Source organism: Marinobacter sp., from assembly GCF_044799475.1.
In the GTDB taxonomy this organism is placed as follows: Bacteria; Pseudomonadota; Gammaproteobacteria; order Pseudomonadales; family Oleiphilaceae; genus Marinobacter.
Map to the genome: position 1 here is coordinate 426237 of NZ_CP085217.1, position 15751 is coordinate 441987.

The window sequence follows — 15751 nt, forward strand, 5'->3', positions numbered from 1 at the left end:
GCCTGTCCCTATCGGATTCGTTGCCAGGCTGTCAGCTCGGCAATGGTGTGCTGGAACTTGCGGGCGGTTTCCCGGATCACGAAAGGCACATCCACCGGCGCCTGAAGCTGTTCAAAGTGGGGCGCCAGCACCTCCCGCATGCCATCAAGCACAGTGAAGGGTTCTCCCTTGCGCCGGAAACCGCCAACCCAGTTGGCCTTTGGCGTGTACTCCTCCATCAGGGTGTAGGGGGAACTGATAACCAGTACACCACCAGGAACAAGCCGCCGATGCAGGGAGGCCAGAAAAGCGACCGGGTCCTCCAGCCGATCAATCAGATTGCCAGCAAAGATCAGGTCATAGCCGGTATACTCTTCCGCCAGATCGCAGGCGTCCGCCACCGCAAATTCCACCTTTGAGACAATATCGTCGAGGCCGAACTCTGCCAGGTCCGCCGTCACCTGGGTGCCCAGTTCGCCCTGCTCCCTGAGAAAGTAGTCCATACTTCCGGCCCCCTTCATCCGGTTGGCACTGGCGATGAAACGATTGGACAGGTCCAGGCCGGTTACCTGGTCAAACACCCTCGCCAGCTCAAAGGAGCTGCGACCGACAGCGCATCCAAGGTCCAGAGCGGAGCGCTTGTCCCTGCCAGTCATCAGCTCCTGACAGATAAGTGCGCACTGGGCCGGGTAGTTGCCCACGCCGAAATGCCCTTCGCCGAAGTGAAATTCCATGTACTGGCCCAGCAGTTCATCTGTTTCATAGAGATTCATGTAAATTCCTCAGGGGGCGCAGGTCCGGAAGCCGGTGTAAACATCATTGCGCTGCGGGAGATAGGCCTGGCGGTAGGTACCGCGGATTAACAGGGAAGAGGTGGCACAACTGCCACCTTTGGTAATCTTGTGATCGCCAAACTGGAGGGTGGACATGTAGGGATAGATATCCACCGCGAAGCCATCGTATGGCAGGAACTGGTCCGTGGTCCATTCCCAGACAGTGCCCAGCATCTGACGGCATCCGAAAGGACTGTCTCCTTCTGGCAGCGCCGTGACTGGCAGTTGTGCCATCGCCCCGGCATCCATGTCCATCCGCTCAGGCTGGGGCATGTCACCCCAGGGGAAACGGCTGAATGGCTGTCCGGGGCGGTTGTTCAGGGCAGCAGCTTCCCACTCATGCTCCGCAGGCAGGCGGCGTCCGGCCCAGTTGCAATAGGCCTCGGCCTCCCAGAAACTGACGTGGGTAACAGGATAATCCGGCTGCAGCGGCTGCCACCGGTCAAATATTTTTTCCTGCCAGTGGCCGTCTGCCAGAGCCCAGTACAGGGGCTGGCGGGGTCTGGCCATGACAGGCCCGCTGGCGCCCTCGATAAGCGCCATGTCCAGGGGTGTCTCCAGCCATTTGCGGCCACCAAAGGACCAGAATTCCGGCCGCTCGTAGCCACCCGCTTCAACAAACGCCAGAAACTCCGAGTTGGTCACGAGCGTCCGGGAAATGGCAAATTCTTTCAGGTCGACCTCAAAGCGGGGCTTTTCGTTGTCGAACGCAAAATCACGGCCGGCAAATTCCGGTGAGCCGGCCGGCATGCCCACCAGGTAGGTACCCGCCGGCACCCGGGCATCGCCGGGGTCCGGCTGTCCTGTGTGCCGGTCGAACGGTTCCGTGCGACCGAGCGGGCGAACGCCCGGTGGCGGTTCATAGCCCACCGTCTGGCGACACCAGATCATCGACTCTATGTGCATGTTCTGGTGAAAAATCGCATAGCGGTACAGATACAGGGACTGGTCTGTCAGGGGCTGTGTCTGAATCCGCTCCTCGATGCGGCCATACACCACCTCGAAGTAGTGCCGGGTCTGATCGCGGCCCGGGAACAGACCTCGCTGCCAGCGGTCGCGGTGATCTATGTGGAACGAGTCCCACAGGTCGTCCATGGAAGGGTCAAAGCTCGGCTTCCCGTCCAGCTCCGCCAGCACGAAAACCTCATAAAAAAATGCGGCATGCCCCATCTCCCAGAGAGGAGGATTGACTCCCGGATGGTAGGGCACTTCCAGCTTTTCTTCTGGCAGGCTGTCGATCAGCGCCAGGGTGCGTGCACGGCTCTGGCGCAGTGCCTGCAGCAGGCTGTCTCTGTCATCCATAGTGTCCATCTGTCCTGCTGAAATAATCATATGTGGGATACCAGATGTTGTACGCTTAGCGTATCACAGCAGATTAAAAGGCAACTGTCTCAGTTCCAGACCCAGAGGATCATGGGCACCGAGGTTACGACCACCAGCGCGGAAAGAGGCAGACCAAGGCGCCAGTAGTCCCCGAATCTGTACCCTCCTGGCTCCATCACCAGGGCATTGGACTGGTGACCAATAGGGGTCAGAAAGGCACAGGAAGCCCCCATCGCGACCGTCATCAGAAGCGCATCCGCCGTAATGGATAGCTGTTGCGACAGACTGATCGCGATGGGTGCGACCAGAATCGCCGCTGCCGCATTGTTCACCACGTTTGAAAGCAGCATGGTGACAACCATCAGCGCTGCCAACAGCGGCACCGGGGAAAGCGCCCCGCCCATCGCCAGCATCTGGTCCGCTATCAGGCCGGCGCCGCCCGTGCTCTCAAGAGCTTCCCCCACCGGGATCATGGCACCCAGAAGTACGATGACAGACCAGTCTATACTGCGGTAGGCCTCTGCGGGATTGAGCAGACCCACCACAACCATGGCCACCGCAGCGCCCACCAGAGCGGTGGCCGCCTGAACCACACCTAGCATCAGTGCGCCTATGGCAACCGCGAATATCCCTGCCGCCAGCAGGGTACGTCTCGGGCTGCCGATTCTCAGGCCACGTTCGGCGAGGGGCAGGCAGCCGAGGGTAGCGAGGGATTCGTGAAGAGTATCTTCCCTGCCCTGGACCAGCAGAATATCCCCCGCCTTGAACCTGATGTTGCCAACCCGCTCCTTGACCCGCTTGCCCTGCCGCGCAACCGCTACCACGTTGATGCCGTAACGCTCCCTCAGACTCAGGCGATTCGCAGTCTGTCCAATCAGATGGGATTCGGCACTGATGATCACTTCCAGAAGATTGACGTCGCCGTCGTTCCTGCTTCCGCCCCTTTTTTTACCGTGGGAGCTTTCCCTGTCGCCGTGATCCTCCAGTTCCTCCTCTTCCACCTCCCCGTCTTCGCCAACGCCGTCCGGCAGGCGCAGGCCTGCAACGTCGAGAAGATATTGCAGGCTCTCCGTGTCTGCCTCAACCAGCAGGATGTCACCCTGCCGCAACACCCTGTAGGTCGACGGGGCCAGGTCCCGTTCCTTATCCCGTACCAGGCCGAGGACCACTACGTCGGCATCTTCCTCCACCTTTTCCAGCAGGCTGTGGAGAGTGATGCCTGCGGAACTTGATTTTTCCGGAACCTGCACCTCGGTGACATAGTCCCCGACCGGAAAAAGCTCCTCATCATCAGTGGGCTCCTTGCGCTGGGGGGTGAGGCGCCAGCCGATCAGGCCAATGAATGCCAGTCCGACAGTGGCCACCACAATGCCCACCGGCAGAAAATCGAAAAGCGCAAAGGAGTCAGCTCCGGTTTCCTGACGATAGGAAGCAATGATGATGTTGGGCGGCGTCCCGATCAGCGTTATGGTTCCACCCAGCAGCGAACCGAAAGCCAGGGGCATCAGCAGCAGGGAGGGTGAATGACCGCCTTTTCGGGATAGCCAAACAGCCACCGGCATAAGCAACGCCAGGGCGCCTGTGTTGTTCATGAAGCCGGAACACAGTGCGACAACACCTGTCAGGGTGACCACCTGGATCACGGGATGAGTGCCCACCCGGCCGAGAAAACGGGCAATACCGTCAACCACCCCAGCGTTGACCAGACCCTGGCTGACCACCAGCACCCCGGCCACCGTGACCACCGCAGGGTGGCCGAAGCCGGCAAACACCTCATCCGCCGGAACCAGTCCTATAATGGCCACCACCAGCAAGGCAAGCATCGCTACCACATCAAACCTCAGCCGGCCCCAGATAAACATGGCCAGGGTAGCCCCGAGAACTGCGAATACAATGCCCTGATCGACAGTCAAACTTATCCTCCAGACAGGCACTGCGTGTAGGCAGTGCACACAATGTAGTAGGCTTGGGCCTCAGGTTTCACACAGAGTGATCAAAGGACCATGACCGCAAAAAAGCGAAAACCAGTCTCTGATTCTGCTATAGACAGTCACGTTTACAAAGTTTTTCCCAATGACATGAACGCCCAGAACACGGTTTTCGGCGGTATGATCATGGCCAAATGCGACCGCCTGGCGCTGGTGGTAGCGGAAAGACACTCAGGTCATGTCTGTGTGACTGCGGCTGTGGACTCCATTCATTTCCGGGCGCCCGCCAAGGGTAATGACACCCTGCTGTTCAGCCTGGCCCTCAACCGCAGCTGGGGATCTTCCATGGAAATTGGCGCCCGGGTGATTGCGGAAAACAGCTACACCGGGGACGTACGCCATATTCTGTCGGCGTTTTTCACTTTTGTCGCTCTGGACAGTGAAGGAAGGCCCACGGATGTTGCTGCGGCAAAGCCGGAGACGGAAGAACAGCAACGCCGCTTTGATGACGCCCGGATCCGGCGCGAAGGCCGGCTGGCCACCCGGAAGGAGCTGGATGCCCACGACAGGGAATATCACGAAGAATGAGAGGCATGTCCATGCCGCCGGAAGGCGAAACAGCGCAGCTGAGCCTGAAAACCCTTCGCAGTCTCTGGCCCTACCTGCTGGAATACCGCCAGCGAATCATCATTGCGATGCTCTGCCTGGTGGGGGCCAAGGTGGCCACGGTGGGCGTGCCCTTCATCCTGAAATACATCGTCGATGGCCTTGATCGGGACACCCTGCCGGACACCGCCATTGCCCTGCCCCTGGGTCTTCTGCTTGCCTATGGTGCTGCCCGGTTTGCCACCACCCTGTTTGGCGAACTGCGCGACACGGTGTTCGGGCGGGTGACTGAGCGCGCGATGAGACGTATCGGCCTTAAGGTTTTCGAGCACCTCCACGCCCTGGAGCTGGATTTCCACCTCAACCGCCGCACCGGCGGCCTGTCCCGGGACATCGAGCGGGGCGTGACTGGCACAGGTTTTCTGCTACGGATCATGGTGTTCAACATCGTGCCTACCCTGGTTGAGCTCGCCCTGGTCACCGGCATTCTGCTGCTCAACTACAACATTGGCTTTGTTCTTATCACGCTGCTGGCCGTGGGTGCCTACATCCTCTTTTCCGTGCTGGTCACCAACTGGCGCCTCTCCTTTGTGCGGGAGGCCAATCTGGCGGACTCCACCAGCAATACCCGGGCGGTGGACAGCCTTCTGAATTACGAAACCGTCAAGTATTTTGGCAATGAGGCCTTTGAGGCCAGCCGTTACGACGAAGACCTCGCCCACTGGGAGCAGGCAAGGCGCAAGAACCGTCTGTCCCTGTTCATGCTTAACGGCGGCCAGGCGCTGATCATTGCCCTGGCAGTGACCGCCATGATGGTGCTTGCCGCAAGCCAGGTGCTAGACGGCAAGATCACCATCGGTGACTTTGTGCTTATCAACGCCTTCACCATGCAGCTCTTTATTCCCCTGGGTTTTCTCGGTTTTGTCTACCGGGAACTGAAGAGCGCCACGGCCAACATCGAGCGCATGTTCGGGCTGCTTGATCAGGCCCCGGAAATCACCGACGCACCTGACGCCAGGCCGCTGGAAATCACCGACGGTGCCATCGAGTTTGACCGGGTGAGCTTTGCCTACTCCGAGCGTCGGCCCATCCTCCGGGACGTCAGCTTCCGGGTAAGACCCCGTCAGAAGGTGGCAGTGGTGGGCAGCAGCGGCGCCGGCAAGTCCACCCTGGTAAAACTGCTGTTCCGCTTCTACGACGTCACCGGCGGCAGCATCCGGATCGACGGCCAGGACATCCGGCATGTAACCCAGGCGTCCCTGCGCCAGGCCATCGGCATAGTGCCCCAGGATACGGTTCTGTTTAACAGTACCCTCTACGAAAACGTGCGCTACGGGCGGATTGATGCAGGCGAGCAGGAAGTCATGGAAGCCATCCGCATGGCCCACCTGGATGAATTCATCCGGGATCTCCCGGACGGGGTGGAAACCCTGGTGGGCGAACGGGGCCTGAAGCTCAGCGGCGGCGAAAAGCAGCGGGTGGCCATTGCCCGCACGATTCTGAAACGACCACCCATCCTGGTCTTTGACGAGGCCACTTCGTCACTGGACAGCGAATCGGAGCAGGGCATACTGCAGGCCATCCGGGAGGTTTCACGGGGCCAGACCAGCCTGGTCATCGCCCACCGGTTGTCCACCATTGTGGATGCCGATGTCATCCTGGTGATGAGCCATGGCCGGATCGTGGAAGAAGGAAGCCACGATGAGCTGCTGGCCAGGGGCGGCACCTATGCCAGTCTCTGGCAGATACAGCAGCGAGAGGAGTTGTAGCGACTGCTGACCCGCAACCCGCGAAGGCTCCCGACGCCCTGTTCCTGCAAGCGTCAACAAACCTTACACAAATCTGATCACCCGTCGCCCCGGGTGGTGCCAAGTTACTGATTTTCGGCGGCGAAGCAGGCCTGGCACGGGATATGAATAGATCCGGATCAGATCTCATTGAGGATTGCTGAGCAGTCATGCCTCAAGGCCATTTCCCTCCGGAGATTAGCCATGAAGGAAAAACGACCGCTTCTCTGGTTGTCGCCGGCCTCCCCCTGCCCCCTGAAACCCATGGATCTGGGAGAAAAATGGCAGGTTCACAGCCTGGATTGCACAAAAATACCCCCTGTCGACCGCCCGGACCTACCAGATATCCGCCTGGGTATTCTGGACCTGACCCACTGCCCCCCTTCGTGCCTTGACAACCTTGATCAGTGGATTGATCTGCTGGCCCTGCCCATCTGGGTCGGTATCCTGGCGCCCGGATTCGAACAGGATGCCCAACTGAAGTCAGTGATTTCAAGATACTGCGCTGACTATCACACGCGCCCACTCGACCCCTTGCGAATGGACATGGTGCTTGGTCATTTATGGGGCATGGCCGGGCTGGCAATGGTCGAGCGGAGCAATGCAACCGGTTACCAGAGTTTCGCCCTCGACGGGACATCTCAGCGAATTTCCCAGGTGCGTCTTCTGTTGCGCCGATTCAGCCGAACCATGGAGCCGGTACTCATAAGCGGAGAAAGTGGGACTGGCAGAGATGCCGCGGCCAGGTATATCCATGAGCACTCTGCGCGAAGACACAGGCAACTGGTAACGGTTAATTGTGCGGCCCTCCCCGTGTCACTTACCCAGAGCGAGCTCTTTGGCTATGAGAAGGGCGCTTTTACCAGTGCAACTGCCTCCCGCGCCGGACGGCTCGAAATGGCAGATGGCAGCACCCTTTTACTCGCCGGCATCGACGAGCTCCATCCGGAGCAGCAGTCTTCTCTTCTGCGCTTTCTTCAGGAAGGAGTGGTTGAACGGATTGGCGCAAACAGTCCGCGGCAGATATCCGCCCGGATCATTGCCACCAGCACCAGGCCACTCGAGACAGTCGTGAAGGAAGGCCGCTTCAGGCAGGATGTTTTTTACCGCCTCGGTGAGCTGGAAATCCAGATGCCGCCACTCAGGAGCCGCTCAAAAGACATTCCCATGCTGGTCGACCGGGTCCTCGCTGCTCAGAAAACAGGAGCAGGAACAAAAGATCTCAGCGTACGGGCAATGCAGTACCTGATGGAGCACGACTGGCCAGGCAATTTGCGGGAACTCCAGAACAGGCTGTCCAGGGCGCTTCTGCTCTGCGATCAGCCAACCATCGAAGCGGAAGATCTGGGGTTGTCGGAACTGCCTGGACTCACCCGGAACCTGGCAAATCTGAGCCTTGAGCAGTTCCGGGAAAGGGCCGAACAGCAGGCTGTCTCTTACAGCCTTGCCCTCAGCCGTCAGAATGTGTCGGCCGCCGCCAGGATACTTGGGATATCCCGGGTCTCTCTTTACCGCCTGATGCAAAAGCATGGGCAGCAACTGTCCCGCCGGCCTCAGAACAATATCACCAACAACATCACCTCAAGGTAGAGTCATCATGACCAGCAGCCGCCTTCTGCCATTTGTAATCAGCAGCACGCTCCTGAGCGCCGTCGCCGTTGCCCAGCAGGGTCCTGCTGCATCCCCGGAGTCGTCTTCAGGCCAGAACGAGGCCGGGGTGACTCCAGACAGGGCCACGGATATCGCCTCCATTTCCTCTGATCGCGGAATAGTGACCCAGCCCGGCCGGTTTACCATTGAGCCGTCGCTTTCCTGGGCTCACAGCAATTCCACGCTGGTGGCTATCGAGGGCTATACCGTTATACCCGCACTTCTGGTTGGCCTGATAAACATCTCGGAGGTTCAGCGGGATATATTTGTTGGCGCCGTATCCCTCAAATACGGTTTTACCAGCCGATTCGAGACGGCCCTGAGGGTCCCCTATCTGGTGATAAACGAGGATGTCAGAGAGCGCCAGGCTTTCCAGGGAACTCCTGTCGACACCCTGCGGGACTCGTCCGGTGAAGGTCTGGGGGATGTGGAGTTGTCCGCCCGCTACCAGCTTACTGACGGAATGCATGGCTGGCCCTACCTTATTGGATCTTTCCGGGTCAAAACACCGACCGGCGAGAGCCCTTATGATGTGGACCAGAGAGTTGTCCGGGACAACCAGGGCAATCCCATAGGGCTGGAACTCAGGGAGCGCCCAACCGGTTCGGGCTTCTGGTCCTTTGAGCCGGGTGTCTCGTTTATCTACCCCTCGGCACCGGCAGTGCTGTTTGGCAACCTGGGCTATGTGTGGACGCTCAAGGAAGAAAAGGGATTCGAGAATGGCGGTACAGTGGACCCGGGAGATATTGTCAGGTTCGGGTTCGGGATGGGTTTTGCTTTCAATGAACGCACCTCCTTCAGCCTGGCCTATGAGCATTCAGTCATAACGAAAACCACATTTGAACATGACAACGACCTGCTTGACTCCACCTTTGACCGAATTCAGGCAGGGTCACTTGCATTTGGACTCTCCCAGCGGCTGACCCCAGCCACGAGCCTCAGCCTGACGGTCAACATCGGTGTTACTGACGACGCCCCCAGCAGCGAAATAACCGTCAGGCTACCGATAAACCTCTGATGCGCCGCCTGGTTAATCCGCTGATCTGCGGAGATCTGCCGGTTGGCGAAAATAGCTCGGCGGCAGGCTAACGGCCCAGATGCAGCGGCAATTGATCGGCGAACTGGCCTGGCAACTGATATCCGGAGCCGAAATTACTCAACTCGATATCAAGCTGATGAATATTCTGGATAACGGTGCTGTCCATAGTGTTCTGGATATGGGTCAACCAGCCGGACTGCCCGATGAAATTGCTGGAAATCGTTGAGCCCGAACTCTGCGCGGGGCCAACAGCCTGAAAAATCACTTCCATGCTGTGATCGATCAGACGACTGCTATCAGCCTGATTGAGGTTCGGGATGATCAGCCGGTTGATCACCAGTGTTTCACCATTGGCGGACACTATCTGATCCAGCCCAATGGCTATTTCCAGCCCTCCAACCAGAAAGCCTCCCCTTAACGAATCCATTGCCGGATCATCGAGTGCGGGCGTGGGCAGCTTCAACTCCCCGACGGCGGGCTGGCTGAGTGCCAGCCATAGGAACAGTGTAAGAAACAGGGCTGCGCGACCGTTCATCTTGTTACCACTCCCTCATGGAAGGCCAGTAAGGCAGAGTATGTCCGACTGATGGTCCTCTCAGACCTTTGTGCAGGGGCGCCGCCGCAATCTCCGGCCAGTCATTTTCGGTCAGAAACGCACCTCGCCCCTGCTCCAGATGACTGCGAATAACAAAAGCCGTGCCATTCCAGTACTGCTCAAACTCTTCGTGCGGATAGATCTTCAGGCCTCTGGCCGGATCTCCGACCAGGACCTCCGTCTCGCTGATACCCTTGATGATGACGAAATGACGAAAGCCCCCGAGATCAAGGAGGACAATGGTTGGCAGCCTTATTTCCTCTCTGAGTCCGGCGAGAGGCATCCTGAAACCATCGGCCAGATAACCTTCGGATTCCAGAAACCGCTTCATATCAAGCATTGAAAAACCCTGCTCCCTGACCTTCTCTTCGTCCGCCAGAGCCAGCATTGAAAGAAAAACCTCCTGTTCGGTGAAACTATTGCTGTAGTGAAAGGACAGGAGCGAAGCCAGGGCAGCAGAACCGCAGCTGAAATCGTACTGCTGTTTGAGTATCTGGTTGAAACGCTGCTCCTCGAAACTTTTGACAGAAACGGAAAAATCTCCACCCAGCCCCGGCACCACTACCGAGCCGGCAAATGCGGTGGACCAGAGCAGACTGGTTCCAAGCCAGATAACGGCGAGTCCCTTCCCTCTCATGGCCCACCTCCGTCAATGGTTAATAAGAATGTTGATCTGGGTACTGTCCTGGATAACCACCTGGTTTCCGGTATTCTGGATAATCGTGGCAACTCCGTTCATGTTTGCGAACGCGCCTCCGGAGATGCTGTTATCCCCCGTGATCACGTTGCCCGACAACAGGTTGTCGGAGACCGTTGCCTGCTGCTGATTATCATTGAGTTGCAGCTGTACAGGGATGCCCTGCCGGCCACTTGAATCTGACAGCTCAGCCGGAGACAGGACCCTGGCGTTCATCCACTCCTCGGCAGAGAGCTGGCCCCCCCAGATAACAACCACAACCAGCAAGGCAGCCCTCAGTTTCCATCTGATGACGTTACCCATGGCAGTTCCTCCCGGAACGTCCGGCCGCACCCTGCAGGCGCGGCCGGCATTCCTCAGTTGCCACCACCACCGGTGTTCAGGTTGGACATCACACTGACGTTGGACTGGGTCACACTGGCATTCCCCGAATTCTGGGAAATGGCACCAACGCCGGTGAAGTTCGCAGAACCACCGGAGATATTATTGCTGTGGGTCACACTGGTGTATGAGCTTTCGCTGTTGGCGTCGCCATAGGTTGTAGTCACCCCGGAGACAGAACCGTCCAGCTCAGCGCTGTTCAGGAACGCAGTCACATCCAGCGTAGTGGTGTTGTTGGAGTTATTTAAGGAACTGTCATTTCCGCTATCCGCTACGTTGGTGGAATTGTCGGAGTTGTCATTTCCGCTGTCCGCCACACTGGTGGAATTATCGGAACTGTCGTTCCCACTATCCGCCACGTTGGTGGAATTGTCGGAGTTGTCATTTCCGCTGTCCGCCACGTTGGTGGAGTTGTCAGAACTGTCGTTTCCGCTATCCGCTACGCTGGTGTTGGTGGAATTATCGGAGTTGTCATTTCCGCTGTCCGCCACGTTGGTGGAGTTGTCAGAACTATCGTTTCCGCTGTCCGCCACATTGGTGGAGTTGTCGGAGGCATCATTTCCACTGTCTGCCACGTTGGTGGAATTGTCGGAATTGTCGTTTCCGCTATCCGCGATGCTGGTGTCCGTGGAATTGTCGGAGGCGTCATTTCCGCTGTCCGCCACATTGGTGGAATTATCTGAATTATCGTTGCCACTATCGGCAATTTTGAACGAATCCGCCACATCAGTGCTGTTGTCTGAGTTGTCGGAATTATCGGAGTTATCGGAGTTGTCCGACATGTCATTGCCGCTGTCGGCAATCTTGAACGAGTCCGCAACATCGGTGCTGTTGTCGGAATTGTTGGTGTTGTCGGAGTTGTCGTTTCCGGAGTTGGTATTGCCGGAATGATCGTTGTTTGCTGTGGAGCTCTCGTCAGCATTGGTATTTGGGTCACCATCGCCACCCAGATCAGCCATTGCTGTTCCGGACAGGCCCAGAGCCATTGCAACTGCGATCGCCAGCATACTTTTCTGTGTTTTCATGACTATCCTTCCTTTTATTCGGATATTGGACGAGTGAGGGTTGCCCATCGACTGTTATCCTGCAGTCATTCCATGACAGCCCCGCCCATGTAGCCATGCGATTCCCGTGCCAGAGGCCGGGGAATAATATCAACCAGTTGATATTTATAGATTATTATTCCAAATGCCGGCACAGATGGGAATATTTCAGCAGGGGAGTGTTGCAGATCTGGTACAGTTTTTTTTCCATTAAACGCGCAAATGGAAATTTGTCCCGGTTTTCAGAGGGATGAAAAAACCCTGGGTGTCAGAAAACGAAAAACCTCGCCCGGGAGCGAGGTATTCAAGGTGGCCCGGCGTAAAGCCGGGCCTGACAAGAGGAACCCTTGATCAGAACTGGTTCATGGTGTTGTCTTTACCACCGGCCTTCAGAGCCGCGTCACCTGCGAAGAACTCCTTGTGGTCATCGCCGATGTTGGAACCGGCCATGTCCTGGTGCCGCACGGTTGCGATGCCCTGACGGATTTCCTTGCGCTGAACGCCTGCAACGTAGGCCAGCATGCCTTCGTCGCCGAAGTATCCCTTCGCCAGGTTGTCAGTAGACAGTGCAGCTGTGTGGTACGTCGGCAGGGTGATCAGGTGGTGGAAAATGCCGGCTTCACGGGCAGCATCGCGCTGGAAGTTGGCAGTCCACTCGTCGGCCAGCTGGCCAAGCTCGGTCTCGTCGTACCTGGCATTCATCAGGTCGGCACGCTCGTAGGCGGACACGTCCTTGCCTTCTTCCTTCCAGGCATCGAATACCTGCTGACGGAAGTTCAGGGTCCAGTTGAATGACGGGCTGTTGTTGTAGACCAACTTGGCATCCGGCACTTCTTCCTTGATGCGGTTAACCATGGCCGCGATCTGGCCCACGTGGGGCTTCTCGGTTTCGATCCACAGCAGGTCTGCGCCGTTCTGCAGGCTGGTGATACAGTCCAGAACCACACGGTCTTCACCAGTGCCGGGACGGAACTGGAACAGGCCGGAAGCCAGACGCTTCGGCTTGAGCAGCTTGCCGTTGGACTTGATCACCACATCGCCGTTGTTGATGTCGGAAGCGCTATCGATGTACTCGCCATCCAGGAAGGCATTGTACTGGTCGCCCAAGTCGCCCGGCTCTTCGGTTACAGCCAGCTTCTGGGTCAGGCCAGCGCCCAGGGAGTCGGTACGTGCAACGATGACGCCGTCGTCAACACCCAGTTCCAGAAACGCCAGGCGAACAGCGTTGATCTTGGACAGGAAGTCGGCGTGAGGAACGGTAACCTTGCCGTCCTGGTGGCCACACTGCTTCTCGTCGGAAACCTGGTTTTCGATCTGGATACAGCAGGCGCCGGCCTCAATCATCTGCTTGGCCAGCAGATAGGTGGCTTCTGCATTACCAAAACCAGCGTCGATGTCGGCGATGATGGGAACGACGTGGGTTTCGTGGTTGTCGATCTTGCTGATCAGCTCATCGGCTTTCGCCTTGTCGCCGGCCTTCTCGGCTTCTTCCAGGTCACGGAAAAGGTGGTTCAGTTCCCATGCGTCAGCCTGGCGCAGGAAGGTATATAGCTCGCCGATCAGGCTGGAAACAGCCGTCTTCTCATGCATGGACTGGTCAGGCAGCGGGCCAAACTCGGAGCGCAGGGCGGCAACCATCCAGCCAGACAGGTACAGGTAACGACGCTTGGTGCTGTTGAAATGCTTCTTGATGGAGATCATCTTCTGCTGGCCGATGAAGCCGTGCCAGCAGCCCAGCGACTGGGTGTACTGCGACGTATCTTTGTCGTAGTTGGCCATGTCTTCCCGCATGATTTTTGCGGTGTACTTTGCTATATCCAGGCCGGTCTTGAAGCGATTCTGGGCGCGCATGCGAGCAGCATGCTCAGGCTTGATGGCATTCCAGGTGGGGTTCTGCTTGAGCAGCGATGCAATGGCATCAACGTCGTTTGAATATGGCATGGTCAGTCCTGTCTCGTGGTCTTTAGAGGATCTCAGGCGAGCCAGCAGACCGCTCAGAAATCAAGCAACCTGCCGACGTTGGCGAACACTTTAGAGGGTTTGAATTTATAATTGAAATTTATAATATCTATTTTCGGCATTTCTTCAGTGAATACTAAAAGACTATCATGCCTCTTGTGGATCATGGCTGATCAAGATCATGAAATTCCTGCCTATATCTCACTGCCTACGCCCATGAGTCCCACGGCCTGCCGGCCCGCATCCTCATAAGGCTTGAACACTATGTCTGCTCCCGCCTGAATCAGCGAGTCATACTCCTCGGGATTCTTGGTGGAGACCGCAATCCGGCCGGTATAGCCATGGCGGCGGAGGGCGCGAATCAGGACCAGTCGTGGATCCATGTGGGTAACACCCACCTCCTGGTCCGGCATGGCAGAAATGACCCACTGGGCATGCTGCAAGGGCAGACTCCCGACAAAGTCTTCATCGCTGGCATCACCGAAAACAACATCAAAACCCGCCCGCCGCCAGCGTCGGACTGCTTCGGGATCAAAATCCACTGCCAGAATTCTGTAATTGGCGCGCTGTAGATGGCCCGCTATGGATGCGCCATAACGGCCCACGCCGAACAGAATCACGTCATGACGCCCGGACGAAGCCGCCTCATCGGCAGTTCCCTGCTCCCGAAACGGGTGACGGCGCTCGAACACTGCCAGAAGGGGCTCAAACCATCGATACAGGGTCTGGGAATAACTGATCATGTACACGGAGGTGGCAATAGTGATGAGCCCCACAAGGGTCACCAGACCCAGGGCATCAGGACCGATATGGCCCAGGGAAATGCCCATGGCTACGAAGATGAGCGAAAACTCGCTGATCTGTGCAACGGTCAGCCCGGCCAGAAAGCCAGTGCGTTTGCGATAACCGAGGACTCCCATGATGACCATGACTATGAGGGGGTTGCCCACGAGCACAAAGGCGGATAATACGAGCGCGGGCACTATCTGGGCACCCAGCATACTGAGGTCAAGCTGGGTGCCCAGAGCGATAAAGAAAAACAGCAACAGGAAGTCACGAAGAGAAGACAGTCTGGCGACGATTGCCTCCCGAAACTCGGTCGAAGCCAGAGACACACCAGCAAGCAGCCCGCCCAGCTCCTTGCTCAGCCCCACATAGTCGGACACCGCTGCCAGAAACGCAGCCCAGGCAATGGCGAATATGATGAGCAGCTCCGGGGAAATGGCGATGCGCCTGACCAGGGGGTCAGCGAGGTAGCGTATGAACAGGCCGACAAGAACCAGCAGGGCAAAACCATAACCAAGCACACGGGATACATGTTCGAACGGGTGTACTTCGCCCTGGGCTCCGGTTTCTCCAACGCCAAATGCGGAAAGCACCAGCATTGCAATGATCACTGCCAGGTCCTGCACAATAAGGAAACCTATGGCAATGCGGCCATGGAGCGAGTCGACCTCTTTCTTGTCTGTCAGCAGCTTGACGATGATAATGGTGCTGGAAAATGTAAGCGCCACTGCAACATAGGCTGCGGCCACGGGAGACAGGCCAAGTGCCAGGGCAATGCCAAAACCGATGACTGCGGTGAAAAACACCTGCCCGAGCCCGGTGGCCAGAGCTACGGCCCCCAGTCGTCGTACCAGCTTCAGATCCAGCTTGAGCCCTACCAGGAACAGCAGCACTGCAATGCCAAGCTCAGCAAGAAGCTCAATCTGGCCATAGGAATGGACCAGGTCCAGGGCCGATGGCCCGGCCAGAATCCCCACGGCGATAAAACTCACAATCATGGGCTGACGTAAAATCAGCCCAACAGTACCCGCAACTGCTGCCAGTATCAGTAAGGCGCTGATCTCATAGAAAGGGTGGCCTGCCAGTAACTCTGCCATAAAAAGAATCCTTTCATCCCGTATCTGCTGTGTTCCCATTCTAACGCT

General features: G+C 57.5%; 13 protein-coding genes. 4 read left to right on the forward strand and 9 right to left on the reverse strand.

The genetic code is table 11. The features are described from left to right. Positions 1-8: 8 nt before the first annotated feature. The 3 genes from LG327_RS01950 to LG327_RS01960 form a co-directional block, all read right to left on the reverse strand. A complete protein-coding gene (locus LG327_RS01950) occupies positions 9-752 on the reverse strand; it encodes a putative 4-mercaptohistidine N1-methyltransferase (RefSeq protein ID WP_404365190.1) in 744 nt (247 codons plus the stop codon). Positions 753-761: 9 nt separating this feature from the next. Further along, the gene (gene senA, locus LG327_RS01955; RefSeq protein ID WP_404365192.1) at positions 762-2114 is read right to left on the reverse strand and encodes a selenoneine synthase SenA; all 1353 of its coding nucleotides are present in this window, start codon (positions 2112-2114) and stop codon (positions 762-764) included. An 89-nt stretch (positions 2115-2203) separates the two neighbouring features. After that, a complete protein-coding gene (locus LG327_RS01960) occupies positions 2204-4048 on the reverse strand; it encodes an SLC13 family permease (protein ID WP_404365194.1) in 1845 nt (614 codons plus the stop codon). 165 nt (positions 4049-4213) lie between these two features. Between LG327_RS01960 and LG327_RS01965 the strand changes: the two genes are divergently transcribed. The 4 genes from LG327_RS01965 (at position 4214) to LG327_RS01980 (ending at position 9124) form a co-directional block, all read left to right on the forward strand. After that, positions 4214-4651, forward strand: coding sequence for an acyl-CoA thioesterase (locus tag LG327_RS01965; protein ID WP_404365196.1), 438 nt, complete (start codon positions 4214-4216; stop codon positions 4649-4651). Then, positions 4648-6438 (forward strand): ABCB family ABC transporter ATP-binding protein/permease, encoded by a 1791-nt coding sequence (locus LG327_RS01970; RefSeq protein ID WP_404365198.1) that lies wholly within the window; start codon positions 4648-4650, stop codon positions 6436-6438. Before LG327_RS01965 ends, LG327_RS01970 begins: the two co-directional genes overlap by 4 nt. A gap of 222 nt (positions 6439-6660) precedes the next feature. Continuing rightward, positions 6661-8046: a sigma 54-interacting transcriptional regulator gene (locus LG327_RS01975; RefSeq protein WP_404365200.1), complete on the forward strand. Its 1386-nt coding sequence runs from the start codon at positions 6661-6663 to the stop codon at positions 8044-8046. 7 nt (positions 8047-8053) lie between these two features. Then, positions 8054-9124 carry a transporter gene (locus tag LG327_RS01980; protein ID WP_404365202.1) on the forward strand — a complete coding sequence of 357 codons (1071 nt, stop codon included), beginning with the start codon at positions 8054-8056 and terminating at the stop codon, positions 9122-9124. A gap of 67 nt (positions 9125-9191) precedes the next feature. On the opposite strand, the gene LG327_RS01985 is transcribed toward LG327_RS01980, so the two are convergent. From LG327_RS01985 to LG327_RS02010, 6 genes are all read right to left on the reverse strand, one after another. Then, complete coding sequence (locus tag LG327_RS01985; protein WP_404365204.1) at positions 9192-9680, reverse strand: hypothetical protein; 489 nt, start codon at positions 9678-9680, stop codon at positions 9192-9194. A gap of 4 nt (positions 9681-9684) precedes the next feature. After that, the gene (locus LG327_RS01990; protein WP_404365206.1) at positions 9685-10377 is read right to left on the reverse strand and encodes a C39 family peptidase; all 693 of its coding nucleotides are present in this window, start codon (positions 10375-10377) and stop codon (positions 9685-9687) included. Positions 10378-10389: 12 nt separating this feature from the next. Then, a complete protein-coding gene (locus LG327_RS01995) occupies positions 10390-10740 on the reverse strand; it encodes a hypothetical protein (protein ID WP_404365208.1) in 351 nt (116 codons plus the stop codon). 53 nt (positions 10741-10793) lie between these two features. Continuing rightward, positions 10794-11843, reverse strand: coding sequence for a hypothetical protein (locus tag LG327_RS02000; RefSeq protein ID WP_404365209.1), 1050 nt, complete (start codon positions 11841-11843; stop codon positions 10794-10796). 369 nt (positions 11844-12212) lie between these two features. Beyond that, the gene (locus LG327_RS02005) at positions 12213-13802 is read right to left on the reverse strand and encodes an isocitrate lyase (protein ID WP_404365211.1); all 1590 of its coding nucleotides are present in this window, start codon (positions 13800-13802) and stop codon (positions 12213-12215) included. A 212-nt stretch (positions 13803-14014) separates the two neighbouring features. Then, on the reverse strand, positions 14015-15703 hold the full coding sequence (locus LG327_RS02010; RefSeq protein WP_404365213.1) for a cation:proton antiporter: 1689 nt from the start codon (positions 15701-15703) through the stop codon (positions 14015-14017). Between the last annotated feature and the right edge of the window lie 48 nt (positions 15704-15751).

Coding starts and splice junctions, on each gene's coding strand:
- LG327_RS01950 (WP_404365190.1), bottom strand. CDS start 752: ATGAATCTCTATGAAACAGATGAACTGCTGGGCCAGTACATGGAATTT.
- LG327_RS02010 (WP_404365213.1), bottom strand. CDS start 15,703: ATGGCAGAGTTACTGGCAGGCCACCCTTTCTATGAGATCAGCGCCTTA.
- senA (WP_404365192.1), bottom strand. CDS start 2,114: ATGGATGACAGAGACAGCCTGCTGCAGGCACTGCGCCAGAGCCGTGCA.
- LG327_RS01980 (WP_404365202.1), top strand. CDS start 8,054: ATGACCAGCAGCCGCCTTCTGCCATTTGTAATCAGCAGCACGCTCCTG.
- LG327_RS01985 (WP_404365204.1), bottom strand. CDS start 9,680: ATGAACGGTCGCGCAGCCCTGTTTCTTACACTGTTCCTATGGCTGGCA.
- LG327_RS01975 (WP_404365200.1), top strand. CDS start 6,661: ATGAAGGAAAAACGACCGCTTCTCTGGTTGTCGCCGGCCTCCCCCTGC.
- LG327_RS01995 (WP_404365208.1), bottom strand. CDS start 10,740: ATGGGTAACGTCATCAGATGGAAACTGAGGGCTGCCTTGCTGGTTGTG.
- LG327_RS01990 (WP_404365206.1), bottom strand. CDS start 10,377: ATGAGAGGGAAGGGACTCGCCGTTATCTGGCTTGGAACCAGTCTGCTC.
- LG327_RS01970 (WP_404365198.1), top strand. CDS start 4,648: ATGAGAGGCATGTCCATGCCGCCGGAAGGCGAAACAGCGCAGCTGAGC.
- LG327_RS02000 (WP_404365209.1), bottom strand. CDS start 11,843: ATGAAAACACAGAAAAGTATGCTGGCGATCGCAGTTGCAATGGCTCTG.
- LG327_RS01965 (WP_404365196.1), top strand. CDS start 4,214: ATGAACGCCCAGAACACGGTTTTCGGCGGTATGATCATGGCCAAATGC.
- LG327_RS02005 (WP_404365211.1), bottom strand. CDS start 13,802: ATGCCATATTCAAACGACGTTGATGCCATTGCATCGCTGCTCAAGCAG.